The sequence below is a fragment of the Agromyces sp. NPDC055658 genome, assembly GCF_053618155.1.
The window spans coordinates 1-23,072 of sequence record NZ_JBSHHD010000013.1 but is presented as its reverse complement, the minus strand read 5'-3'; the positions used below and the strand labels follow the sequence as shown (position 1 = coordinate 23,072).

18 protein-coding genes are annotated in these 23,072 nt (G+C 69.9%); 12 read left to right on the top strand and 6 right to left on the bottom strand.

Features of this window, described 5'->3' with window-relative positions:
* The first annotated feature begins 58 nt into the window (after nucleotides 1-58).
* Nucleotides 59-1,666 (top strand): hypothetical protein, encoded by a 1,608-nt coding sequence (locus tag ACWGPE_RS08080; RefSeq protein ID WP_452048483.1) that lies wholly within the window; start codon nucleotides 59-61, stop codon nucleotides 1,664-1,666.
* On the opposite strand, the gene sucB is transcribed toward ACWGPE_RS08080, so the two are convergent.
* The 3 genes from sucB to ACWGPE_RS08065 all read right to left on the bottom strand — a co-directional run bounded on the left by sucB (nucleotide 1,663) and on the right by ACWGPE_RS08065 (nucleotide 6,178).
* Nucleotides 1,663-3,165: a 2-oxoglutarate dehydrogenase, E2 component, dihydrolipoamide succinyltransferase gene (gene sucB, locus ACWGPE_RS08075; RefSeq protein ID WP_452048482.1), complete on the bottom strand. Its 1,503-nt coding sequence runs from the start codon at nucleotides 3,163-3,165 to the stop codon at nucleotides 1,663-1,665. The genes ACWGPE_RS08080 and sucB overlap by 4 nt on opposite strands.
* Before the next feature lie 68 nt (nucleotides 3,166-3,233).
* Nucleotides 3,234-4,607, bottom strand: a complete 1,374-nt coding sequence (gene lpdA / locus ACWGPE_RS08070) for a dihydrolipoyl dehydrogenase (RefSeq protein WP_452048481.1) — start codon at nucleotides 4,605-4,607, stop codon at nucleotides 3,234-3,236.
* A gap of 98 nt (nucleotides 4,608-4,705) precedes the next feature.
* The gene (locus ACWGPE_RS08065) at nucleotides 4,706-6,178 is read right to left on the bottom strand and encodes a leucyl aminopeptidase (protein WP_452048480.1); all 1,473 of its coding nucleotides are present in this window, start codon (nucleotides 6,176-6,178) and stop codon (nucleotides 4,706-4,708) included.
* Between the two features lie 89 nt (nucleotides 6,179-6,267).
* Between ACWGPE_RS08065 and ACWGPE_RS08060 the strand changes: the two genes are divergently transcribed.
* The 4 genes from ACWGPE_RS08060 (at nucleotide 6,268) to ACWGPE_RS08045 (ending at nucleotide 10,805) form a co-directional block, all read left to right on the top strand.
* On the top strand, nucleotides 6,268-7,194 hold the full coding sequence (locus tag ACWGPE_RS08060) for a proteasome assembly chaperone family protein (protein WP_275505830.1): 927 nt from the start codon (nucleotides 6,268-6,270) through the stop codon (nucleotides 7,192-7,194).
* 269 nt (nucleotides 7,195-7,463) lie between these two features.
* Nucleotides 7,464-8,792: an RNA polymerase sigma factor gene (locus ACWGPE_RS08055; RefSeq protein ID WP_231431079.1), complete on the top strand. Its 1,329-nt coding sequence runs from the start codon at nucleotides 7,464-7,466 to the stop codon at nucleotides 8,790-8,792.
* Between the two features lie 118 nt (nucleotides 8,793-8,910).
* Nucleotides 8,911-10,071: a Mur ligase family protein gene (locus ACWGPE_RS08050; RefSeq protein ID WP_231431078.1), complete on the top strand. Its 1,161-nt coding sequence runs from the start codon at nucleotides 8,911-8,913 to the stop codon at nucleotides 10,069-10,071.
* Nucleotides 10,068-10,805, top strand: coding sequence for a type 1 glutamine amidotransferase (locus ACWGPE_RS08045; protein WP_231431077.1), 738 nt, complete (start codon nucleotides 10,068-10,070; stop codon nucleotides 10,803-10,805). The genes ACWGPE_RS08050 and ACWGPE_RS08045 overlap by 4 nt, the downstream gene beginning before the upstream one ends.
* A gap of 81 nt (nucleotides 10,806-10,886) precedes the next feature.
* Here ACWGPE_RS08045 and ACWGPE_RS08040 read toward each other — a convergent pair whose 3' ends face one another.
* Nucleotides 10,887-11,120 carry a DUF7455 domain-containing protein gene (locus ACWGPE_RS08040; protein ID WP_231431076.1) on the bottom strand — a complete coding sequence of 78 codons (234 nt, stop codon included), beginning with the start codon at nucleotides 11,118-11,120 and terminating at the stop codon, nucleotides 10,887-10,889.
* Between the two features lie 146 nt (nucleotides 11,121-11,266).
* On the opposite strand from ACWGPE_RS08040, the gene ACWGPE_RS08035 reads away from it, so the two are divergent.
* Complete coding sequence (locus ACWGPE_RS08035; RefSeq protein ID WP_231431075.1) at nucleotides 11,267-13,345, top strand: DNA gyrase/topoisomerase IV subunit B; 2,079 nt, start codon at nucleotides 11,267-11,269, stop codon at nucleotides 13,343-13,345.
* Between the two features lie 163 nt (nucleotides 13,346-13,508).
* On the opposite strand, the gene ACWGPE_RS08030 is transcribed toward ACWGPE_RS08035, so the two are convergent.
* Nucleotides 13,509-15,983: a DNA gyrase/topoisomerase IV subunit A gene (locus ACWGPE_RS08030; RefSeq protein WP_231431074.1), complete on the bottom strand. Its 2,475-nt coding sequence runs from the start codon at nucleotides 15,981-15,983 to the stop codon at nucleotides 13,509-13,511.
* 75 nt (nucleotides 15,984-16,058) lie between these two features.
* Here ACWGPE_RS08030 and ACWGPE_RS08025 point away from each other — a divergent pair, with 75 nt between their 5' ends.
* Nucleotides 16,059-17,207: an alkaline phosphatase family protein gene (locus tag ACWGPE_RS08025; protein WP_275505829.1), complete on the top strand. Its 1,149-nt coding sequence runs from the start codon at nucleotides 16,059-16,061 to the stop codon at nucleotides 17,205-17,207.
* A 70-nt stretch (nucleotides 17,208-17,277) separates the two neighbouring features.
* On the opposite strand, the gene ACWGPE_RS08020 is transcribed toward ACWGPE_RS08025, so the two are convergent.
* Nucleotides 17,278-17,865: a DUF3043 domain-containing protein gene (locus tag ACWGPE_RS08020; protein ID WP_231431072.1), complete on the bottom strand. Its 588-nt coding sequence runs from the start codon at nucleotides 17,863-17,865 to the stop codon at nucleotides 17,278-17,280.
* 37 nt (nucleotides 17,866-17,902) lie between these two features.
* Here ACWGPE_RS08020 and ACWGPE_RS08015 point away from each other — a divergent pair, with 37 nt between their 5' ends.
* The 5 genes from ACWGPE_RS08015 (at nucleotide 17,903) to ACWGPE_RS07995 (ending at nucleotide 23,029) form a co-directional block, all read left to right on the top strand.
* Entirely contained in the window at nucleotides 17,903-19,345 is a 1,443-nt protein-coding gene (locus tag ACWGPE_RS08015) for a dipeptidase (protein ID WP_231431071.1), read from the top strand.
* A gap of 81 nt (nucleotides 19,346-19,426) precedes the next feature.
* Nucleotides 19,427-19,777: an iron-sulfur cluster insertion protein ErpA gene (erpA, locus tag ACWGPE_RS08010; protein WP_231431070.1), complete on the top strand. Its 351-nt coding sequence runs from the start codon at nucleotides 19,427-19,429 to the stop codon at nucleotides 19,775-19,777.
* Nucleotides 19,778-19,977: 200 nt separating this feature from the next.
* Complete coding sequence (ctaC, locus tag ACWGPE_RS08005) at nucleotides 19,978-20,880, top strand: aa3-type cytochrome oxidase subunit II (protein WP_231431069.1); 903 nt, start codon at nucleotides 19,978-19,980, stop codon at nucleotides 20,878-20,880.
* Complete coding sequence (ctaD, locus tag ACWGPE_RS08000; protein ID WP_231431068.1) at nucleotides 20,877-22,613, top strand: aa3-type cytochrome oxidase subunit I; 1,737 nt, start codon at nucleotides 20,877-20,879, stop codon at nucleotides 22,611-22,613. Before ctaC ends, ctaD begins: the two co-directional genes overlap by 4 nt.
* Nucleotides 22,613-23,029, top strand: coding sequence for a cytochrome c oxidase subunit 4 (locus tag ACWGPE_RS07995; RefSeq protein WP_231431067.1), 417 nt, complete (start codon nucleotides 22,613-22,615; stop codon nucleotides 23,027-23,029). The genes ctaD and ACWGPE_RS07995 overlap by 1 nt, the downstream gene beginning before the upstream one ends.
* Nucleotides 23,030-23,072: the final 43 nt, after the last annotated feature.

The window sequence follows — 23,072 nt, the reverse complement described above, 5'->3', positions numbered from 1 at the left end:
GTGCGCCACGAGCTCCGTGGAGACTGCCGGGATGAGACGTGAAGCGAGAAGCGCGGCCGTGACGGCGGCCACCAGGGCGCAGGGCGCGCCCGTGCCGAGCGACGGCGCCGCGGCAGGTGACGGTCGGGTCGCCGGCTACCGGCTGCTTCGCCGCGTCGCGACCGGGGATCGATCCGAGGTGCACCTCGCGGTCGACGCCGTCGACGGTGCAGGGTCGCCGGCAGGTGCCGACGGTGCGACGGCTCGCAGGCCGGTCGCCGTGAAGGTGTACCGCGATGGGGTCGACGACGATCAGATCGGCACCGAGATCGCGGTGATGGGGGCGGATGCCTCGGGCACGCTGCCGACGCTCGTCGACGTCGCAGTGCTCGATGATCGCCGGCGCGTCCTCGTGGTCGACCGCATCGCCGGGCCGACGCTCGCGCATCTCCTCGGCGAACGGCTGCTCGATCCGGGGGAGGCGACCACGATCCTCGCTCCGCTCGTCGCGGCTGCGGCGGGTCTCGCCGACGCGGGATTCGTGCACACGCGGATGACGACGAGCGACGTCATGATCGACGAGACCGGGAGGCCGCGTCTCGTCGGCCTCGGGGCCGTGCGTTCGCTCGACGCCGCCGGCGCCGCCGTCGCCCGCACGGAGCTGTTGCGCGAGAGCCACCGGCGACTGGGCGCGCTGATCGAGGAGGTGGCGCGATCGACGCGACAACCGGCAGTGTTCGAGCGCGCGGCTGCGATCGCACGGTCCGGGGCGGAGTCCCGGCCGTTCGCCCGCACCGAAGGCGAGATCGAGCGTGCGCTGTTCGCCGCGGCCACTGCCGCACCCGTGCGAACGAACGTCGGCGCGGCGGCTCGAGGGTCGTTGCCGACGCGGATCGCTCCGTCGACGTCTGAACCGATGATGTCGACGGCGGGCCCGGTCACGTCGCAGGCGACGCGCGAACGGCAACGCCCCGCTGGAAGCCGGGCGCGTGGATGGCGTGCCACGCTCGGCGAGCTCGCGCAGCTGCCGATACCGCCGGTGGAGCCGGTGGCGCGCTCGGCCGGCGCCGACCGTGCCGGTGCCGCCCGACGGAGATGGCGGGAACTCATCGCGGGCCGGCGGCGCCCACTGGTGGTCGGTGCCGCCGCCGGCGGAGCGGCGCTCGTGCTGCTGCTCACCCTCGTGCCGCCGTCGGCGGAGGCCGGCGGCGTGGATCGCGAGACGGTCACCGCGACCGACAGTGCGTCGTCCGGCCGAACCGATGCGCGCCGGGCCGCAGTGCCGACGGGCGGGACCGGCGGCGCTGACGAGGCGCACGGCACCGAGCGGGACTCCGACGGACCGGCCGCCGAGGAGGGAGACGCCCTCGTCGATCCGGTGGCGGCGGCGGTGGCGCTGATGACGCTCCGGCAGGAGTGCCTGGCCGCGATCGACGCGGGCTGCCTCGACCAGGTCGACCAGCCGGGCTCGGCGCTCGATCGCTCCGACCGGGAGGCACTCGCCCGGGCACGCGAGGGCGAGGTGCCGGAGGTTCCCGGCTTCGCGCTCGACCAACTCTCCGTGAGCGCCGAAATGGGCGACGCCGTGCTGCTCGAGCTCCCGTACGCCGACCCGCAACGCGAACCGGCCTCGCTCCTCGTGATGAGGGGCGAGGCCGGTTGGCGACTGCGGGAACTGTTCGACTAGATGCCGAGGTCGGCCTCGAACGCACCCTCCTCGAGACGGTCCTTGACCGCCGTCAGGAAGCGGGCGGCGTCGGCGCCGTCGATGATGCGGTGGTCGTACGACAGCGCGAGGTACACCATCGAACGCACGGCGATCGCGTCCGCGCCGTCCTGGCTGACCACGACGGGGCGCTTGACGACGACACCCGTGCCGAGGATGGCCGACTGCGGGAGGAAGACGACCGGCGTGTCGAACAGCGCACCACGCGAACCGGTGTTCGTGAGCGTGAACGTGCCGCCGGCGAGCTCGTCGGGCTTCAGCTGGTTGTTGCGGGTCCGCTCGGCGAGATCGGCGATCTGGGCGGCGAGACCTGCGATGTCGAGCTCACCCGCGTTGCGGATGACCGGGGTGAGCAGGCCGCGCTCCGTGTCGACCGCGATGCTCATGTTCTCCTGGGCCGGGTAGACGATGCTGTCGCCGTCGACCGTGGAGTTGATGATCGGGTACGCCTTGAGCGCCTCCGCCGCGGCGAGGCCGAAGAAGGGCAGGAACGACAGCTTGTTGCCGGTCTTCGCGAGGAACTCGCCCTTGACGCGATCACGCAGGCGCGCGATGCGGGTCACGTCCACTTCGACGACGGTGGTGAGCTGCGCGGTCGAGGTCATCGAGACGACGGCGCGCTCGGCGACGACCTTGCGCAGGCGCGTCATCGGAACGGTCGTGCCGCGGAGCGGTGAGGTCTCGAGCGGCTGACGTGCCGGCGCGGCGGCCGCCGCGGCCGGAGCCGTCTGCGCCGAGATGACGTCCTGCTTGCGGATGCGACCGCCGACGCCCGTGCCGGTGACGTTCGCGAGGTCGACGCCCTGCTCGTTCGCGAGCTTGCGGACGATCGGCGTGACGTAGCCCGACGGACCCGCGTGCGCACCGGAGGCGGGAGCAGTGGCCGGTGCAGCGGGTGCAGCCGGCGCGGCAGCGGGAGCAGCAGCCGGCGCGGCAGGTGCGGCAGCGGGAGCAGCGGCCGGTGCAGCCGGAGCAGCAGGCGCCGCAGCGGCAGGCGCCGCTGCCGGGGCGGCTGGCGGAGCCGCCGGAGCAGCGGGCGCTGCCGGAGCGGCGGGCGCCGCAGCCGGCACCTCGGCGGGTGCCGCAGGAGCGGCGGGTGCCGCAGGAGCGGCGGGCTCGGCGGCCGGCGGTGCGGCGACCGGCTCGGGTGCGGCGGCGGGAGCCTCGGGCGCGGCGGGAGCCTCGGCCGGCGCGGGAGCGGCCTCGGGCGCCGCAGCGCCCGAACCGTCACCGATCGTGACGAGCGCGGTGCCGACCTCGACGGTCTCGTCCTCCTGGACGAGGATCGCCTCGATGACACCCGCCACGGGCGACGGGATCTCGGTGTCGACCTTGTCGGTCGAGACCTCGAGCAGCGGCTCGTCGACCTCGACACGGTCGCCGACATTCTTCAGCCAGCGGGTGACCGTGCCCTCAGTGACACTCTCGCCGAGTGCCGGGAGGCTGACGGATTCGCTCATGCGCTTGTCTCCTTCACAGCGTGGGAACGCGTTCTAGCTTATTGCAGTCGTGGGGTCGGGCAGCGGACTCAGATGGCGTGCAGCGGCTTGCCGGCGAGCTTGAGCACAGCCTCGCCGAACGCCTCGCCCTGGGTCGGGTGCGCGTGGATGAAGGGGGCGATGTCCTCGGGGTACGCCTCCCAGTTCACGGCGAGCTGCGCCTCGGCGATGAGTTCGCCGACGCGGCCGCCGATCATGTGGACGCCGACGATGGGGCCGTCGTTCACGCGGACGACCTTGATCGATCCGCCGGTGCCGAGGATGCTCGACTTGCCGTTGCCGGCGAGGTTGTAGTCGAACGAGCTGACCTGGTCGGCGCCGAACTTCTCCGCGGCCTTCGCCTCCGTGTAGCCGATCGAAGCGACCTCGGGCTCGCAGTACGTGATCTTCGGGATGTTGACGTCCTCGACGATGATCGGGCTGAGGCCCGCGATCTCCTCCGCGACGAAGATGCCCTGCTGGTAGCTGCGGTGCGCGAGCTGCAGGCCGGGGACGATGTCGCCCGCGGCGTACACGCCGGGAACGCTCGTCTGGAGGCGCTCGTCGGTGATGACGAAGCCGCGGTCGATCGTGATGCCGACCTCTTCGTAGCCGAGGTTCTGCGTCACGGGGCCGCGTCCGACGGCGACGAGCAGCAGGTCGGCCTCGTAGGTCGTGCCGTTCTCGAGCGTGACGACGACGCCCTGGTCGTTCTGCGTGACGCTCTGGAATCGGACGCCGAGCGAGAAGTCGATGCCGCGCTTGCGGAACGCACGCTCGAGCTGCTTCGAGACCGACTCCTCTTCATTCGGGACGAGGTGGGGGAGCGCCTCGATGATGGTCACCTCGGCGCCGAACGAGCGCCAGACGCTCGCGAACTCGACGCCGATGACGCCGCCGCCGAGCACGGCGACCTTGTTCGGCACGAAGTCGAGCTCGAGCGCCTGCTCGCTCGTGATGACGCGGCCGCCGATCTCGAGACCGGGCAGCGAGCGCGAGTACGAGCCGGTCGCGAGCAGCACGTTCTTGCCGACGTAGCGGTCGTCGCCGACCTGGACGGTGTTCGCGGAGACGAGGCGGCCCTGACCCTCGACGACGAGGATGCCGCGCGCCTTGAGGAGACCCTGGAGGCCCTTCCACTTGCTCGAGACGATGCCCTCGCGGTAGGCGGTGACGCCGCCCATGTCGATGCCCTCGAACGCGGCCTTCACGCCGTACTTCGCGGACTCCTTCGAGACCTCGGCGACCTCGGCCGCGTGCAGGAGCGCCTTCGTGGGGATGCATCCGCGGTGCAGACACGTGCCGCCGAGCTTGTCTTTCTCGATCACCACGGCGGTGAGGCCGAGTTCGACGGCGCGGATCGCTGCGGCATAGCCCGCGCTGCCCCCGCCGAGGACGACAATGTCAAAGTTCTGCTCGGACAACCGCAATCTCCCTTGCGCACCTGATCTGCGACACGGACTGCCACGGGCGTGTCGCCCAGGCAGGCGTTCGGGCGACGTTCTCGCCCTGAACGACCTTACTACTTGGCGGAGAGCTCCTCGCCCAGACGGACGAGGGTGCGCACGGCCGCCCCGGTCGCTCCCGTCCCGGTGAAGCCCCAGCCCGCGCCGGAGTTGTGCGAAGGGCCGGCGATGTCGAGGTGCGCCCAGGGAATCCGCTCCTCGGTGCCCTTGCGCGTGCCGACGAACTCCTGCAGGAAGACGCCGGCGAGCAGCATGCCGGGCACGGTCTGGCCGAGCTTCGTGTTGGTGAGGTCAGCGACGTCGGACTTCAGCATCGGCATGAGGTCCTTGGGCAGCGGCATCGGCCAGACGGCCTCGTCGACGTGGTCCGCCGCGGACCGGACGCGTGCCACGAGCTCGTCGTCGCCGAGCAGGCCGGAGATGCGCCCGCCGAGCGCGACCATCTGCGCACCGGTGAGGGTCGCGACGTCGACGATCGCGTCGGGCTGCTCCTCGCTCGCGGCCACGAGGCCGTCGGCGAGCACGAGCCGCCCCTCGGCGTCGGTGTTGAGCACCTCGACGGTCTTGCCGCCGCGGATGCGGAGCACGTCGTTGGGCCGGGTCGCGGTACCCGAGGGCAGGTTCTCGGCGAGGCACAGCCAGCCGGTCACGCGGATGGGCAGTCCGAGCTCGGCGAACGCGATCATCGCGGAGAGCACGGCGGCGGCGCCGGCCATGTCGGTCTTCATGCCCACCATGGAGAGCATCGGCTTCAGCGAGAGGCCGCCCGAATCGAACGTGATGCCCTTGCCCACGAGCGCGAGGTGGGCGGATGCCTCGGCCGGAGCCCATTCGAGGCGCACGAGGCGCGGCCCGCGGCTGGAGCCCTGGCCGACGCCGAGGATCCCGCCGAAGCCGTCGGCGGCGAGCGCCCGCTCGTCCCAGACCGTCGCCGTCACGCCGACCTCGGCGGCCGCGGCGACGGCGAGCTCGGCGAAGCTCGCCGGGAAGAGCTCCGAGGGCGACGTGTTCACAAGGTCCTTCGTGCGTGCCACGGCGGCGACGACGGAGCGGAGCCGGTCGAGTCCCACCGCCTCGGCGCCGAGTTCGGAGTGCAGGTCGATGCGCGTGACCCGCGGCTTCGCCTCGCTGCGGTACTCGTCGAAGGCGTAGGCGCCGAGCGCGGCGCCCTCGAGCAGTGCGGCGACGGCGTCGGCGTCGCCCAGCGCGACTGCGACGGCCACCGATTCGGCCTTGCCGAGGCGACGCACGGCGGCACCCGCGGCGAGGCGCAGGCTCGAGGCATCCGCTCGGTCGCCCACCCCGGCCACCGCGACGACGCGCGGCCCGCCGTCGGCGCCCGGGAGCCGGGTCAGCTCCTCCGCCGCGCCGGTCGCGCCGAGCGCGACGATCTGCGGGCGCACCCAGTCGAAGCCCTCGGGCGTGAGGAGCTCGACGCCGTCGGCCCCCTGCCTGGCGACGAGGAGCACGACGTCGGCGTCGGCGGAGGCGGCGGGGGAGTCGATCACGGAGAGCGCGGGAACGGTCATGGCTCCAGATGTTACGTGTTCGCTCTGGGCATGCACGGCGCGGCTCCGTCGGCGGCGGGTCGCCGGCACCGCGTCAGTAGGCTGGAAACATGCGCGATCCACGTTCCCTGTACGAGCTGAACGTCGACGTGTCGGTGCCGCCGGGGCTCCCGCTCGTCGCCGGGCTCACCGGCTTCGCCGACGCCGGCGGGGCGGTCGCGCAGACGACCGAGTACCTGCGCGAGACGCTCGAGACGACATCGATCGCGACCTTCGACGTCGACGAGCTCCTCGACTACCGTGCTCGGCGACCGATCATGCTCTTCGAGGGCGACCACTTCACCGAGTACACGCCTCCGCGGCTCGAGCTCGAGCTCGCGCGCGACGAGCTCGGCCGGCCCTTCCTGCTGCTCACCGGCTTCGAACCCGATTTCAAGTGGGAGTGGTTCACGGCGGCCGTGCTGCAGCTCATCGACGAACTGCAGGTGGCGTCGACGACCTGGGTGAACTCGATTCCGATGCCGGTGCCGCACACGCGCCCGATCCGGGTGACCGTGAGCGGCAACCGGGACGAGCTCATCGACACGATGTCCGTCTGGCGTCCGACGACCCAGGTGCCGGGCAACGCGCTGCACCTCGTCGAGTACCGGCTCGTCGAGCTCGGGCATCCGACGACGGGCTTCGTGCTGCTCATCCCGCACTACCTCGCGGACACCGAGTATCCGTCGGCCGCGATCGCCGCCCTCGAGGCGATCAGTGCCGCGACGGGTCGCATCTTCCCGACCGACGCGCTCCGCGAGCAGGGGCGCGACTTCATCGCACGAATCGACGAGCAGGTCGCCGAGAACGGCGAGCTCGCGAAGCTCGTGGGCACCCTCGAGGGGCGGCATGACGCCTACATGGAGGGCACGACCCTGCGATCCCCGCTCACCGACGAGGACGGCGAACTGCCGAGCGCCGACGAGATCGCGGCAGAGCTCGAGAAGTTCCTGGCCTTCCGTCGGTCGCGCGACGACGAACCCCCGCGAGGCGCCTGAACGCGAGGACCGTCCGATCCGGGGAATGGCGGGTGGCCCGCCGACGTTGTCTGTGGATGTGCGGCGGGGCGTCGGGCGTGCGCGTCGATCGTTCAGGACCTGTATAATTAAGGCAGGACCCGTTCGGGTTCGCGGGCACGATCGAGACCGTGCCATCCACGCGGACTTGACATGGGTCCTCATAGTGTCCGAAAACGACCGGACCGAATGCACGAGCCGCGCCTTCCGAGAGGGCACACGCCGCGCGACGGTAGGAGAGGTTCAAACGTATGGCAACGACGAAGGCGAAGGCCGAGGCCGAGGCTGAGAAGCCGGCCGCGAAGCGCCAGACCGCCGCGAAGTCGACTGCGAGCAAGGCGCCTGCGAAGGCGCCCGCCGCGAAGGCGGCTGCGAAGACCACGACGGCGTCGAAGACGCCTCGCACGAGCACGGCCAAGAGCGCCGCGAAGCCCCGCACCAAGGCGAAGGGCAAGGCCGCCGACGACGAAGAGGACGACGAGGTCGACCCCGCCGACCTCGAGGTGGTCGAGACCGACGCCGCCGAGGGGGCCCACGACGAGGCGACCGACGAGGACGACGACGCGAAGCCCGTCGCCATCGAACCGCACCCGACGGGTGCGCTCGTGCTGCGCGCCTCCGACGACGAAGACGAGGTGCCGGTCTACTCGTCCACCATCACGGGCGCGACGGCCGACCCGGTCAAGGACTACCTCAAGCAGATCGGCAAGGTCGCGCTCCTGAACGCGGCCGAAGAGGTCGAGCTCGCGATGCGCATCGAGGCGGGACTCTTCGCCGAGGAGAAGCTGTCGCAGATGAGCGACACCGAGAAGCGGTCGCAGCTCGGTCGCGAGCTGCAGTGGGTCGCGAAGGACGGCCAGCGCGCCAAGAGCCACCTGCTCGGCGCCAACCTGCGTCTGGTCGTCTCGCTCGCGAAGCGCTACACGGGTCGAGGCATGCAGTTCCTCGACCTCATCCAGGAGGGCAACCTCGGTCTCATCCGCGCGGTCGAGAAGTTCGACTACACCAAGGGCTTCAAGTTCTCGACCTACGCCACGTGGTGGATCCGCCAGGCGATCACGCGCGCGATGGCCGACCAGGCCCGCACCATCCGCATTCCCGTGCATATGGTCGAGGTCATCAACAAGCTCGCCCGCGTGCAGCGCCAGATGCTGCAGGACCTCGGGCGCGAGCCCACGCCCGAAGAGCTGAGCCGCGAACTCGACATGACCCCCGAGAAGGTCATCGAGGTGCAGAAGTACGGCCGCGAGCCGATCTCGCTGCACACGCCGCTCGGTGAGGACGGCGACAGCGAGTTCGGCGACCTGATCGAAGACACCGAGGCGGTCGTGCCGGCCGACGCCGTGGGCTTCACGATGCTGCAGAAGCAGCTCGAGTCGCTCCTCGACTCCCTGAGCGAGCGCGAGGCGGGCGTCATCCGGATGCGCTTCGGCCTCGGCGACGGCATGCCGAAGACCCTCGACCAGATCGGCGACACGTTCGGCGTGACCCGCGAGCGCATCCGCCAGATCGAGTCGAAGACGATGGCGAAGCTCCGCCACCCCTCGCGGTCGCAGTCGCTGCGCGACTACCTCGAGTAGGCCGCCGGTGCGCGCTGGGTCCCTGCGTTATGGGCCGGCGATCCTCGTCGGCAGACTCACCAGATTCGCCGCCCGGCTGCGCAAGCCGGGCGGCGGCTCTGCCGTTCCCGGTCTGGTCGTGAACCGGATCGCACCGAACTACTTGAAGCGCACCCTGTCGGGATTCCCGCAGGGGCTCGTCGTGGTCTCCGGATCGGCGGGCAAGTCGACGACGACGAAGATGCTCGTCGCGATCCTCCGCGAGCACGGCGTCGACGTGTTCACCAACCCGTCGACCGCGAACATCAGCCAGGGGCTGACCTCGGCGCTGCTCGAGCAGGCCGACTGGCGGGGCCGGGTGCCGGGCGAGGTCGCCGTCCTCGAGATGGACGAGGGCCACGGCGCGCTCGTCATGCAGGGCGTCGATGCGCGCGTCGTCTGCCTGACGAACGTGATGGTCGACCAGATCGACCGGTTCCACGACTCCGAGATGGTCGCGGGCATGCTCGGCCGGATCGCCGCCCGGGCGGGGGAGTCGGTCGTCGTGAACGCCGACGACGCCTACCTCGAGCGGCTCGCCGAGAAGGTCGGGCCGGATGTCTCGGTGCGACGCTTCGGCGTCTCGCAATCGGTCCTCGACGCGGCGCCGCGGGGGCTCGGCTACACCGAGACGTCGACGACGCGTCTCGACCCCGCCGCAGGAGTCGTGATCGACTCGGTCGAGGGTCGCACGACCACGCTCCTCGACGAAGGTCGTCGGGTCGTCGCCGGGCTGCCGGCACGCGGAACGCATTACGCGGTCGACGCCGCGGCAGCGTACTCGACGGCGAAGGCCGTGCTCGGCGAACGCTTCTCGGGCGAGACCGCGGCGCGAGCGCTCGACGCGATCCCCGCCGTGTTCGGCCGGGGCGAGCGAGTGACCGTGCGAGGACAGGAGGTCGAGTTCGTGCTCGTGCAGAACCCTGCGAGCTACCAGCTCAACGTGGACAGCATCGAACCCGGCACGAGCGACATCCTCTTCGCGATCGGGTCCGACGTCCGTGATCCGTCGTACTTCTGGCCGGCGGACGCGTCGTCGCTCCGACGGGTTGCGATCGTCAGCGGATCGAAGGCGGCAGAGGCCGCGCTCATGCTCGCCTACGACGGCGTCGGCATCGATCGCATCGAGCCCGACCTGGCGCGCGCGCTCGACGACTTCCTCGCTGCACCCGCGCCGACCGCCGGCGTGAAGACGATCGTCTTCTCGGCCGACTCGATGCGCCGCACGAGGGCGCACCTCGGATTGACGGGTACCGAATGAGCTTCACGATCGTCTCGCTGCTGCCGACGCTGCAGAACACCAACGGGGACGCGCAGAACGCGCAGGTGCTCGCGATGCGCGCGCGGTGGGCGGGCCTGGAGGCCGACGTCCGTGCCGTCGACGACGCCGCCGTGCTGCCCGACCGCGTCGACGCGGTCGTGCTCGGCTCCGGCAGCGACGCCTCGCTCGAGGCGAGCCGCGAACGGCTCCTCGGACTCCACGACGAACTCCGGCGGTGGGGCACCGAGGGCGTACCGATCCTCGGCGTCGGCACCGGCTGGGAGTTGCTCAGCTGGGGCATCGAGACCGGGGACGGTCGCAGCATCGAGGGACTCGGCATCCTCCCGGGGCGGGCCGTGCCGCGTGCCGAGCGCGTCACGGGCGACCTCGTCGTGCGCTCACCCGCGTTCGGCATGCTCGTCGGCTTCGAGAACCATGCGCGCGACTACATCGGGGCCGAGGGCTCGCCCCTCGGCCGCGTGCTCGCGGGTGGCGGCAACGGCCGCGACTCCGGACAGGAGGGCGTGGTCATGGGCTCGGTGTTCGGCACCCACCTGCACGGCCCCGTGCTCGCGAAGAACCCGGCCTTCGCCGATCGCCTGCTGACGATCATGGCCGAGCGCGCGGGGGTCGACTACACGCCCGGGGGGCGCTCCGAGGAGGTCGACGGCTACGCGGCCGCGGCACGCTCGGTGCAAGCACGCGCCGCCGGCGTCGAGGCGCCCGACGCTTGAGCGTTCGGCGGCCGCCACCGCCCCGCAACGAAGCAACGCCCCGGTCCTGCCGGGGCGTTGCTCGTGTCGTGCGTCAGGTCGTCAGTTGCGGTCGTCGGCGAGGAGGCGATCGCTCTCGTCGTGCCAGCTCTGTGCGATCTGCGAGAGCTTCTCCTGGTGCTTGCGGCCGTGGTGGGCGCAGAACAGCAGTTCGCCGCTCGCAACGACGACGCGGATGTAGGCCTGGGCGCCGCAGGCGTCGCAGCGGTCGAGCGCCGTGAGCTCGTAGGGGGTCTCGACTTCGACCGCACCGGTGGTTTCGGTGTACTGGGTCATGGCTCCTCCTCCGTCGCTCATGCTCGATCTTCCGTTCATCAATGAAAACACGCGGAGCAGCGGGGGACTTCCGTTCCGCCGGGCATTTCGCTCAGCGCGTAGCGCCTGCACTCCGGTGTCGGCCGCGCTCACTAGGCTTGTTCGACGTGAGCTCCGACTATTCCGCCCGCCATCTCTCCGTCCTCGAAGGGCTCGAGGCGGTGCGCAAGCGCCCCGGCATGTACATCGGCTCGACCGATTCGCGCGGCCTCATGCACTGCCTCTGGGAGATCATCGACAACTCGGTCGATGAGGCGCTCGCCGGTCACGGCACCGAGATCGGCGTCCTGCTCCACCCCGACGGCAGCGTGGAGGTGCGCGACCGGGCACGAGGCATCCCCGTCGACGTCGAACCCAAGACGGGGCTCACCGGCGTCGAGGTCGTCTTCACCAAGCTGCACGCCGGCGGCAAGTTCGGGTCGGGGTCGTACGCGGCCTCGGGCGGCCTGCACGGCGTCGGCGCTTCGGTCGTGAACGCCCTGAGCGAGCGACTCGATGTCGAGGTCGACCGCGACGGCAAGACGTACGCGATGTCCTTCCACCGCGGTGAGCCGGGCGTCTTCGCCGATTCGGGTTCGCCCTCGCCCGAAGCGCCGTTCACCCCCTTCGAGAAGCAGAGCGAGCTGCGCGTGGTGGGCAAGGTCGCCAAGGGCGTGACCGGCACGCGCATCCGGTACTGGGCCGACCGCCAGATCTTCACGAAGGGCGCCGAGTTCCAGACCGACGAGCTGCTCGGCCGGGCACGGCAGACGGCGTTCCTCGTGCCGGGACTCGCGATCGACGTCACCGACGAGCGCGGCGAGACGCCGCACACCACGTCCTTCCAGTTCGAGGGCGGCATCTCAGAGTTCGTCGAGCACCTCTCGCCCGACTCGCCCATCACCGACATCTGGCGCCTGACCGGCTCCGGTCACTTCACCGAGACCGTGCCCGTCCTGAGCGAGACGGGGGCGATGGTGCCGACCGAGCTCTCCCGCGAGTGCGAGGTCGACATCGCACTGCGGTGGGGCACGGGCTACGAGACCGTCATGCGTTCGTTCGTGAACATCATCGCCACGCCGAAGGGCGGCACGCACCAGGCCGGATTCGATCAGGGCCTGCTGAAGTTCCTGCGGCAGCAGGTCGAGCAGAACGCACGCCGGCTCAAGGCGGGCAACGACAAGCTCGAGAAGGACGACGTGCTCGCCGGTCTCACCGCCGTGATCACGGTGCGCCTTCCCGAGCCGCAGTTCGAGGGCCAGACGAAAGAGGTGCTCGGCACGCCCGCCGTGCGCAGCATCGTCTCGAACGTGCTCACGAAGGAGCTGAAGGAGCGCTTCGCGTCGACGAAGCGCGACGACAAGACGCAGTCGGCGCTGCTGCTCGACAAGGTCGTCGCCGAGATGAAGTCGCGCATCTCCGCACGCGCCCACAAGGAGACGCAGCGGCGCAAGAACGCGCTCGAGAGCTCGTCGCTGCCGGCCAAGCTCGTCGACTGCCGCTCCAACGACGTCGCCCACTCGGAGCTCTTCATCGTCGAGGGCGACTCGGCGCTCGGCACCGCGAAGCTCGCGCGCGACAGCGAGCACCAGGCGCTGTTGCCCATCCGAGGCAAGATCCTGAACGTGCAGAAGGCGAGCGTGGCCGACATGCTCGGCAACGCCGAGTGCGCGTCGATCATCCAGGTGATCGGCGCCGGCTCGGGACGCAGCTTCGATCTCTCGCAGGCCCGCTACGGCAAGGTCATCCTGATGGCCGACGCCGACGTCGACGGCGCGCACATCCGCACGCTGCTGCTCACGCTCTTCTTCCGCTACATGCGCCCGATGATCGAAGAGGGTCGTGTGTTCGCCGCGGTGCCGCCGCTGCACCGGGTGGTGGTGATGAACCCCGGCTCGAAGCCCAACGAGACGATCTACACGTACTCCGAAGCGGAGCTCGCCGGCGTGCTCGCCGGGCTCGACAAGCAGAAGAAGCGCTACCAGGACCCGATCCAGCGCTACAAGGGACTCGGTGAGATGGACGCTGATCAGCTCGCCACCACGACGATGGACCGTCGGCACCGCACGCTGCGACGGGTGGGCATCGGCGACGCCGAGAACGCGGGTCGTGTGTTCGAGCTCCTCATGGGCAACGACGTCGCGCCGCGCAAGGAATTCATCATCGAGAGCTCCGACGCCCTCGAGCGGGACCGCATCGACGCCTGATCGTCCGTCCCGACCCGCCTCCGGTCAACGCCGGAGGCGGGGTGTCGTGCGATCGCCGGCGCATCGGTGTCGACCAGCGCCGAACACGCCGTGACCGACTCGCCGGGTCACCCCGGCGGCGCGAATCGGATCGGCCGGGACGGCCGACCGCTGACCTCGGCGATCAGCCGATCCGCCGGCCGACCGCGCCGATGACCGCGCCGAGCGCCTGCCCCGAGGCATCCCGTTTCGCACCGGAATCGGGCAGGTCGCGCGACGAGCCGTCCGTGCCGACGGCCAAGGCGGGCGAAACGCCGACCCACGCGAGGTGCAGTGCGTCCTCGCCCTTGAGGAACCGCTGCGCGCGCACACCGCCCGTCGCCCGGCCCTTCGCGGGGAACTCGCCGAAGTCGCTCACCTTCGCGCTGCCGGGGTCGGTGCCGAGCAAGGTGTCGCTCGAAGCGGCGACAGTGACGACGACGGTCGCTTCGGCGGAGACCGCGGGCACGCTCGTGAAGTGGATGACGTGCGCACCACTGCCGAGGTTGATGCCGGCCATGCCGCCGGCAGGGCAGCCCTGCGGGCGCACCGACGCAGCCGGGAACCGCAGCAGTTGCGCATCGGAAGCCACGAACACGAGTTCGTCGGTCTCGTCGCCCTGCACGGCGCCGACGACCTCGTCGCCCGCCTTGAGCCCGATCACCTCGAACTCGGGCTTGCTCGGATAGGCCCCCGTCGCGACGCGCTTGACGACGCCCTGCTTCGTGCCGAGCGCGATCGAGCGGTCGGCGTCGAGCGAGACGATGGCGAGGACGCGCTCGTCGCGGTTCGGCAGGGCGAGGTAGTCGCCGATCTTCACGCCGGCGCCGAGCTGCACCGAGGTCGGCGGCAGCATCGGCAGGTCGACCGGCGTGAACCGGATGAGGCGGCCGAGGCTCGTCACCGCGCCGATCTCGGAACGGCTCGTCGTGTCGAGCGACGAACGGATCGCGTCGTGCTTGCTGCGCCGGGCAGGCGGGGAGATCGACGGGGGGCCGTCGGGACCCTCGGGAAGGTCCACGCGGGCGATGCGCCCCGTCGCCGAGAGGAAGACGCGGCACGGCACGTCGGCCACCTCGAGGACGGCCGCGGCGCGCTTGGCGGCAGCTCCCGCGATCGACGGCCGGGCATCGGTGAGGAGCGTGCGGCGAGGGGTGCCGAACCGCTCGGCGACCTCGGCGAGCTCGTCGGAGACGAGCGCCTCGATGCGGTGGCGGCTCGCGAGCAGCGTCTCGAGCTCCTCGATCTCGGCGCGGAGCCGGTCGCGCTCGGCCTCGAGCTCGATGCGGGAGAACTTCGTGAGCCGGCGCAGCTGCAGCTCGAGGATGTACTCGGCCTGCACCTGGCTGAGGTCGAACACCTCCATCAGGCGGGTGCGAGCAGCCGCGGTGTCGTCACTCGAGCGGATGACCTGGATGACCTCGTCGATGTCGAGGATCGCGATGAGCAGGCCGTCGACGAGGTGCAGGCGCTCACGGCGACGTGCGAGCCGGTACTCCGACCGCCGGGTGACGACCGCGATGCGGTGGCCGACGTACACCTGCAGGAGTTCGCGGAGGCCGAGCGTCTGGGGCCCGCCGTCGACGAGTGCGACGTTGTTGATGTTGAACGAGTCCTCGAGGGGCGTGAGCCGGTAGAGCTGTTCGAGCACCGCATCGGGGCTGAAGCCGGTCTTGATGCCGATGACGAGTCGCAGGCCGTTCGCCCGGTCGGTGAGATCGGTGACGTCGGAGATGCCGTTGATCTTCTTGGCGTTCACGCCGTCTTTGATCTTCTCGATGACCTTCTCGGGGCCGACGAGATAGGGGAGCTCGGTGACGACGAGCCCCGTCTTGCGCGCCGTCAGCTGCTCGACCGAGACCTTCGCACGGGTCTTGAAGCTGCCGCGGCCGGTCGCATACGCGTCTTTGATGCCGGAGAGGCCGACGATGGTGCCGCCGGTCGGCAGGTCGGGGCCCGGCACGAACTCCATGAGCTCGTCGAGCGTCGCGTTCGGATGCGCGATGAGATGACGCGCCGCGCCGACGACCTCGATCAGGTTGTGCGGCGCCATGTTCGTCGCCATGCCGACGGCGATGCCGCTGGCGCCGTTCACGAGCAGGTTCGGGTACGCGCTCGGCAGCACCTCGGGCTGCGTGAGCTGGTTGTCGTAGTTCGGCACGAAGTCGACGACGTCCTCGTCGAGTCCCTCGGCCATCGCGAGCGCGGGGGAGGCGAGCCGGGCCTCGGTGTACCGCGGGGCCGCGGGGCCGTCGTCGAGCGAACCGAAGTTGCCGTGGCCGTCGACGAGCGGCACCCGGAGCGTGAACGGCTGCGCCATGCGCACGAGCGCGTCGTAGATCGCCGTATCACCGTGCGGGTGGAGCTTGCCCATCACCTCGCCGACCACTCGGGCCGACTTCACATGGCCCTTGTCGGGCCGGAGGCCCATCTCGGTCATCTGGTAGATGATGCGACGCTGCACGGGCTTGAGCCCGTCACGGGCGTCGGGAAGCGCGCGCGAGTAGATCACCGAGTAGGCGTACTCGAGGAACGAGCCCTGCATCTCGGTGGCGACGTCGACGTCTTCGATGCGCTCGACGATCGGGTCGTCGGCTGGCTGCGATTTGGCTCGGGTCATCCGTGTTCTCTGTGCCGTGCGTGCCGAGCACGCGGTGGAACGGGGGCGCGCCCTGCCTATGCCAGACTGGGCGCGATGTCTGCCATGCTACCGGTGCCCGCCGACACGCCTCCGCACCTCACCGAGGTGCTCGAGAGTTGCCTCGCGAGCCTCTCGGGCGAGGCGAATCCGCTGGGCTTCCCGGCGTCGCGCAGCGCGGTGGTGCTGCTCGTCGACGGGCTCGGCGCCGCGAACCTCCGGGGCCGCGCCGGTCACGCCCGCTTCCTCGCGTCGCGGTTCGGCAAGCGGGATGTCGCGCGCACCGTCTTCCCGTCGACGACGGCGGCGGCGCTCGCGAGCCTCACGACGGCTGCGCGTCCCGGCGAGCACGGCCTCGTCGGCTACCGCACGCTCGACGGGGCGAACGATCGCCTCGTGAACCAGCTGAACGGCTGGGACGACCGGATGCGACCGGAGACCTGGCAACGACGGGGCACGGTCTTCGAGGCGGCAGGGGAGCGAGGGGTCGACGCCGTCGCGATCGGCGCACCCCGGTACGTCGACTCGGGATTCACGCGCGCAGTGCTGCGCGGAGCCCGTTACGTGGCCGGCGCGTCGATCTCCGATCGCTTCTCCGCTGCGCTCGACGTGCTCTCGTCCGGCGAACCGGCGCTCGTCTACCTCTACGTGCCCGAACTCGACCAGGCCGCGCACGCGCACGGCTGGGAGTCCGACCGCTGGCTCGGGCTCCTCGAACAGCTCGACGCCGAGGCGGCGTCGTTCGAGAAGCGGATGCCTCGTGGCACGGGCCTCGTCGTCACGGCGGACCACGGCGTGGTCGACGTTCCCGCGCACCGGCACGTGTTCGTGGACGCCAGGCCGGCGCTCGTCGACGGCGTACGGCACGTCGGCGGCGAGCCGCGCTGCCTGCAGCTCTACTTCGAACCCGGCCTCGACGAACCCGAGCGTGCGTCGGTCGTCGCAGCGTGGCGTGAAGCAGAGTCGCGCCGGGCATGGGTCATGACCCGCGCCGAGGCGATCGGGGCGCGGCTCTTCGGCCACGTCGACCCCGTGGTCGCACCGCGCATCGGCGACCTGCTGGTCGCGGCGCGGGCCGGCATCGCCTACTACGACGCCCGACTCGCCGACCGGCAGGCCGAGAAGATGATCGGGCAGCACGGTTCGCTCACCGACGAGGAGATGCGCGTGCCGTTCATCAGGCTCGGGGCGTTCGCACGGGGGTGAGACGACGACGGCCCGGCACGAGGCATCCCTCGACCGGGCCGTGACGGAGTCGATCGGCGCTGAACCGTGCTCAGGCCGGGTACTGGCGGCGCTTCACCTGAGGCTTCGGAAGACGGAGCGCACGCAGCTGGAGGGCGCGCATCGCCGCGTACCAGCGCACGCGCTCGACCTTTCCCTCGCCGAACTTCGCCGTGAGCTTCCGCTGCAGCGTGAAGCCCAGGATGACGACGTCGACGAGCGCGATCAGGAAGAACGCCCACAGCAGCATGATGCTCGCCGCCTGGATCTCGGCGCTCGGGATGAACGTCAGCACGATCACGGCGAACATGACGGGGATGAGCACCTCGCCGACGCTGAAGCGTGCGTCGACGTAGTCGCGCACGTACTTCTTCTGCGGGCCGCGGTCGCGGGCGGGCAGGTACTTCTCGTCGCCCATCGCCATGCCGACGCGGGCCTTCTCGCGCGCATCGGCCGCCTTCGCGCGGGCCTGCTTCGCCGCCTCCTTGCGGTCGTTCGGAACGAGCGGGCGCTTGTTCGCGGCCTCGCGCTCGGCGCGCGTCGGGGTGGGGGCGCCCTTGCCGCCCTGCTTCAGGCGCGCCTGGGTCTCTTCGAGCGACTCGGCGCTCGGCTGATCGGTGCTGTTGGGGTGCTTTGCCACGGGATCCCTCGAATCGGTTCCCCTTAAGATTACCGGCATGACCGACTCTCTCCCCACCGCTGCGGGATCCGCGGCGACCACCCCGAAGGCCGACGAATTGCGGGCGGCCGTCGAGGCGGGCTTCCCGTCGACGATCGCCGACCTCACCCGTCTCGTGAAGATCCCGTCGGTGTCGTGGCCGGCCTTCGACCCGGCGCACGTGCACGCGAGCGCCGAAGCCGTCGCCGAACTCGTCCGCGGGCTCGGCGTCTTCGACCTCGTGGATGTCCGCCGCGCCCCGGTCGCCGGCGCCGAGGACGATGCCGAGCCGCAGCTCGGCGCGCCCGCCGTGATCGCGCACCGTGCCGCGCGCAACGGCCGCCCGACGGTGCTCCTCTACGCTCACCATGACGTCCAGCCCCCCGGCAAGGACGAGGACTGGGACTCCGCGCCGTTCGAGCCGACCCTCCGCGGCGACCGGCTGTACGGCCGCGGTGCGGCCGACGACAAGGCCGGCATCATGGCGCACGTCGCTTCGATCCGCGCCCTCACCGAGGCGCTCGGCCCCGACCTCGACCTCGGCATCGCCGTCTTCATCGAGGGCGAGGAGGAGTACCTCTCGCAGTCGTTCGGCAACTTCCTGCGCGAACACCGCGAGCTCCTCGCCGCCGATGCGATCATCGTCGCCGACTCCGGCAACTGGGACCTCGAGACGCCCGCGATCACCGTCGCGCTGCGCGGAGCCGTCGCGTTCAACCTGCGCATCGACACGCTGGGCCATGCCTCGCACTCGGGCATGTTCGGCGGGGCGGTGCCCGACGCGATGTTCGCCGCCATCCGGCTGCTCGACACACTGTGGGACGCGGACGGCGCCGTCGCGGTCGAGGGGCTGACGTCGGCCGACTTCGAGACGCCCGAGTACGACGAGGCGCAGCTGCGCGCCGAGACGGGACTGCTCGACGGGGTCGAACCCGTCGGTCGCGACTCGATCCTCTCGCGCATCTGGGCGAAGCCCTCGATCACGATCACCGGCATCGACGCCCCCGACATCGCGAACGCCTCGAACACGCTCGTGCCCGGTGTGAAGGTCCGGGTGAGCGCGCGCGTCGCGCCGGGGCAGGACGCAAGGGAGGCGTACGAGGCCATCCGCACGCACCTCGAGGCGAACGCACCGTTCGGCGCGAGACTCACCTTCGACGACGTCGACACTGGGCAGCCGTTCCTCGTCGACACGACCGGCTGGGCCGTGGCGGAGACTCGCGCCGCGATGGCCGAGGCCTGGGGGCGCGAGCCCGTCGAGATGGGCGTCGGCGGCTCGATCCCGTTCATCGCCGAGCTCGTCGACGAGTTCCCCGCCGCCCAGATCCTCGTCACCGGAGTCGAGGACCCCGACTCGCGCGCGCACAGTCCGAACGAGTCGCTGCACCTCGGCGTCTTCCGGCGCTCGGTGCTGGCCGAGACGCTGTTCCTCGCGCGACTGGACGCCCGCACGACGGAATGATGACGACTCACAGCCGTCGCGGTGCTCACGACGGTTACCATGGAACGAGGATTCCGCGTTCCTGACGCATCGAGGAGAGACATGAGCGACACGATCACCGAGACCACGCACGGCGTGAAGCTGAGCGACCCCGCCGCCGACAAGGTGCGCAGCCTCCTCGAGCAGGAGGGCCGCGACGACCTGCGCCTGCGGGTCGCGGTGCAGCCCGGCGGCTGCTCCGGCCTCATCTACCAGCTCTACTTCGACGAGCGCCTGCTCGACGGCGACGCCGTCGTCGACTTCGACGGCGTCGAGGTCGTGGTCGACAAGATGAGCGTGCCGTACCTCGACGGCGCGGCGATCGACTTCGAGGACACCATCCAGAAGCAGGGGTTCACGATCGACAACCCGAACGCGCAGGGCAGCTGCGCGTGCGGCGACTCGTTCCACTGAGCGCTACCGCATCTTCCTGAGAGGGGGCCGCATCTTGCGGCCCCCTTTCGTGCATTTGGGCCGATCCACCGATGATTCCGCCCCGCGGCGCGCCCGACATCGGCCGTGGATGCACACCTCGGGTGCCGAGTCGGAGTAGGCTAGACATCGATCACCGCGCTTCACTGTGAAGCGCCTTCGAGTCTCCCGAAAGGTCACCGGTGCGCCACAATCGCCGTCTCCGATGGGCTGCTATCCCGATCGCAGCGTCTCTCAGCCTCGTGCTCGCCGGTTGCACGCAGGCGCAGCTCAACGGATTCCTCCCCGGCTTCGTCGAGGGCGAGGCACCGGTCACGAATCACACCGACACCGTTCGCGGCCTCTGGGTCACGTCGTGGGTCGTGCTGCTGATCGTCGGCGTCATCACTTGGGGCCTCACGATCTGGGCGGTCATCGCGTACCGCCGGCGCAAGGGGCAGACGGGTCTGCCCGTCCAGCTGCGCTACAACATGCCGATCGAGGTCTTCTACACGATCGTCCCGCTCATCCTCGTGCTCGGGTTCTTCGCGTTCACCGCGCGCGACCAGGAGCAGATCGAGCAGCGCTTCGCCGCCGACGACGTCGACGTCCAGGTCGAGGTCATCGCGAAGCAGTGGGCGTGGGACTTCAACTACGTGAAGGAAGACGTCTACTCGCCCGGCATCCAGGGACAGCTCGACGAAGAGGGCCCGAAGGGCTCGCTCGTGCAGTCGGAACTGCCGACCCTCTACCTGCCCGTCGGCGCGAACGTCGAGATCGAGCTCGAGTCGCGCGACGTGATCCACTCCTTCTGGGTGGTGGACTTCCTCTACAAGAAGGACATGTACCCGGGTAAGACGAACTACATGTCGTTCGTCCCCGAGCGCGAGGGCACCTACGCCGGCAAGTGCGCCGAGCTCTGCGGCGAGTACCACTCGCTCATGCTCTTCAACGTCAAGGTCGTCTCCCAGGCCGAATACGACGACTACATCCAGTCACTCCGCGACGCGGGCCAGGAGGGCCAGCTGTCGAGCGAGTACGACCGCAACCAGAACCTGCCCGGCGCAGGCGCACCCGAACTGAAGGAAGAGCGAGAAGCCGAATGAGCACCACGACCGCACCGGCTCGGCCGCAGTCGAGCAGCTTGCCGTTCGGCGCCTCCAAGGTCGAACGCAAGGGCAACGTCCTCGTCAAGTGGATCACCTCCACCGACCACAAGGTCATCGGGTACATGTACCTGATCACCTCCTTCATCTACTTCTGCATCGGCGGCGTGATGGCGCTGATCATCCGCGCCCAGCTCTTCGAGCCCGGTCTCGAGCTGCTGCAGACCCGCGAGCAGTACAACCAGCTGTTCACGATGCACGGCACGATCATGCTGCTCATGTTCGCGACGCCGCTGTTCGCCGGGTTCGCCAACGTGCTCATGCCGCTGCAGATCGGTGCTCCCGACGTGGCGTTCCCGCGTCTGAATGCGTTCGCCTACTGGCTGTTCAACTTCGGTTCGCTCATGGCGGTCGCAGGCTTCCTCACGCCGCAGGGCGCCGCATCGTTCGGCTGGTTCGCCTATCAGCCGCTCGCTTCGACGACGTTCTCGCCGGGTGTCGGCGGCAACCTCTGGATGCTGGGCCTCGGCCTCTCGGGCTTCGGCACCATCCTCGGTGCCGTGAACTTCATCACGACGATCATCACGATGCGCGCACCCGGCATGACCATGTTCCGCATGCCGATCTTCACGTGGAACACGCTCGTCACGTCGATCCTCATCCTGATGGCGTTCCCGGTCCTCGCGGCCGCCCTGCTCGCGGCCGGTGCCGACCGCATCTTCGACGCGCACGTCTATGACCCGGCCAACGGCGGCGTCATCCTCTGGCAGCACCTGTTCTGGTTCTTCGGACACCCCGAGGTCTACATCATCGCGCTGCCGTTCTTCGGCATCGTGTCCGAGATCTTCCCGGTGTTCAGCCGCAAGCCGATCTTCGGCTACAAGACCCTCATCTACGCGACGATCGCGATCGCGGCCCTGTCGGTCACGGTATGGGCGCACCACATGTACGTCACCGGCTCCGTGCTGCTGCCGTTCTTCGCCCTCATGACGATGCTGATCGCGGTGCCGACGGGTGTGAAGATCTTCAACTGGATCGGCACGATGTGGCGAGGCTCGATCACGTTCGAGACGCCGCTCATCTGGTCGCTCGGCTTCCTCATCACGTTCGTGTTCGGTGGCCTCACCGGTGTCATCCTGGCGTCGCCGCCGCTCGACTTCCACGTGTCCGACACGTACTTCGTCGTCGCCCACTTCCACTACGTGGTGTTCGGCACGGTCGTGTTCGCGATGTTCGCGGGCTTCTACTTCTGGTGGCCCAAGTGGACCGGCAAGATGCTCAACGAGACGCTGGGCAAGTGGCACTTCTGGCTGCTGTTCATCGGCTTCCACACGACGTTCCTCATCCAGCACTGGATCGGCGTCGTCGGAATGCCCCGCCGGTACTTCTCGTACCTGCCCGAAGACAACGTGACCTGGATGAACCAGCTGTCGACGATCGGCGCCGGCATCCTGGCGATCTCGCTCGTGCCGTTCTTCCTGAACGTGTACATCACGGCCCGTCGGGCTCCGAAGGTCACCGTGAACGACCCGTGGGGGTACGGAGGCTCGCTCGAGTGGGCGACCAGCTGCCCGCCGCCTCGCCACAACTTCACGTCGATCCCGCGCATCCGTTCGGAGCGCCCGGCGTTCGACCTCAACCACCCCGAGGCCGGCATCCCGGTCGGCATCGGACCGGCGAAGGACGCCCCTGAGGCGCCGACGTACGACGCGGCCACGGAGGAGATCAAGTAATGCGCGCCAACGTCATCCTGTTCTGGATCCTCGCGGTCTTCTTCCTGATCATGGCCGGGGTCTACTGGGTGTGGACCACGCTCGAGTACGGCCAGCCCGAATGGGCGGGTTCGATCGCGATCACGCTCAGCGCGATCCTCGCCGCCTTCATCGCGTTCTACCTCGGCCGGGTGCACAGCGCCCAGGGTGCGGAGCTTCCAGAAGACCGTCTCGACGCGAACATCGACGACGGTGACGCCGAGCTGGGCTTCTTCAGCCCGTGGAGCTGGTGGCCGATCATGCTCGCCGGCGCTGCGGCGCTCATGTTCCTCGGCCTCGCCGTCGGCTTCTGGATCTCCTTCATCGCGGTCGGCATCGGCGTGATCAGCCTCGTCGGCTGGGTCTACGAGTACTATCGCGGCAACTTCGCGCGCTGAGCATCGTCTCGACGGCGGAAGCCCCGGACCAATGGTCCGGGGC

Coding starts and splice junctions, on each gene's coding strand:
- ACWGPE_RS08060 (WP_275505830.1), top strand. CDS start 6,268: ATGCGCGATCCACGTTCCCTGTACGAGCTGAACGTCGACGTGTCGGTG.
- sucB (WP_452048482.1), bottom strand. CDS start 3,165: ATGAGCGAATCCGTCAGCCTCCCGGCACTCGGCGAGAGTGTCACTGAG.
- ACWGPE_RS08015 (WP_231431071.1), top strand. CDS start 17,903: ATGACCGACTCTCTCCCCACCGCTGCGGGATCCGCGGCGACCACCCCG.
- ctaD (WP_231431068.1), top strand. CDS start 20,877: ATGAGCACCACGACCGCACCGGCTCGGCCGCAGTCGAGCAGCTTGCCG.
- ACWGPE_RS08055 (WP_231431079.1), top strand. CDS start 7,464: ATGGCAACGACGAAGGCGAAGGCCGAGGCCGAGGCTGAGAAGCCGGCC.
- ACWGPE_RS08030 (WP_231431074.1), bottom strand. CDS start 15,983: ATGACCCGAGCCAAATCGCAGCCAGCCGACGACCCGATCGTCGAGCGC.
- ACWGPE_RS08040 (WP_231431076.1), bottom strand. CDS start 11,120: ATGACCCAGTACACCGAAACCACCGGTGCGGTCGAAGTCGAGACCCCC.
- erpA (WP_231431070.1), top strand. CDS start 19,427: ATGAGCGACACGATCACCGAGACCACGCACGGCGTGAAGCTGAGCGAC.
- ACWGPE_RS08045 (WP_231431077.1), top strand. CDS start 10,068: ATGAGCTTCACGATCGTCTCGCTGCTGCCGACGCTGCAGAACACCAAC.
- ACWGPE_RS08065 (WP_452048480.1), bottom strand. CDS start 6,178: ATGACCGTTCCCGCGCTCTCCGTGATCGACTCCCCCGCCGCCTCCGCC.
- ACWGPE_RS07995 (WP_231431067.1), top strand. CDS start 22,613: ATGCGCGCCAACGTCATCCTGTTCTGGATCCTCGCGGTCTTCTTCCTG.
- ACWGPE_RS08025 (WP_275505829.1), top strand. CDS start 16,059: ATGTCTGCCATGCTACCGGTGCCCGCCGACACGCCTCCGCACCTCACC.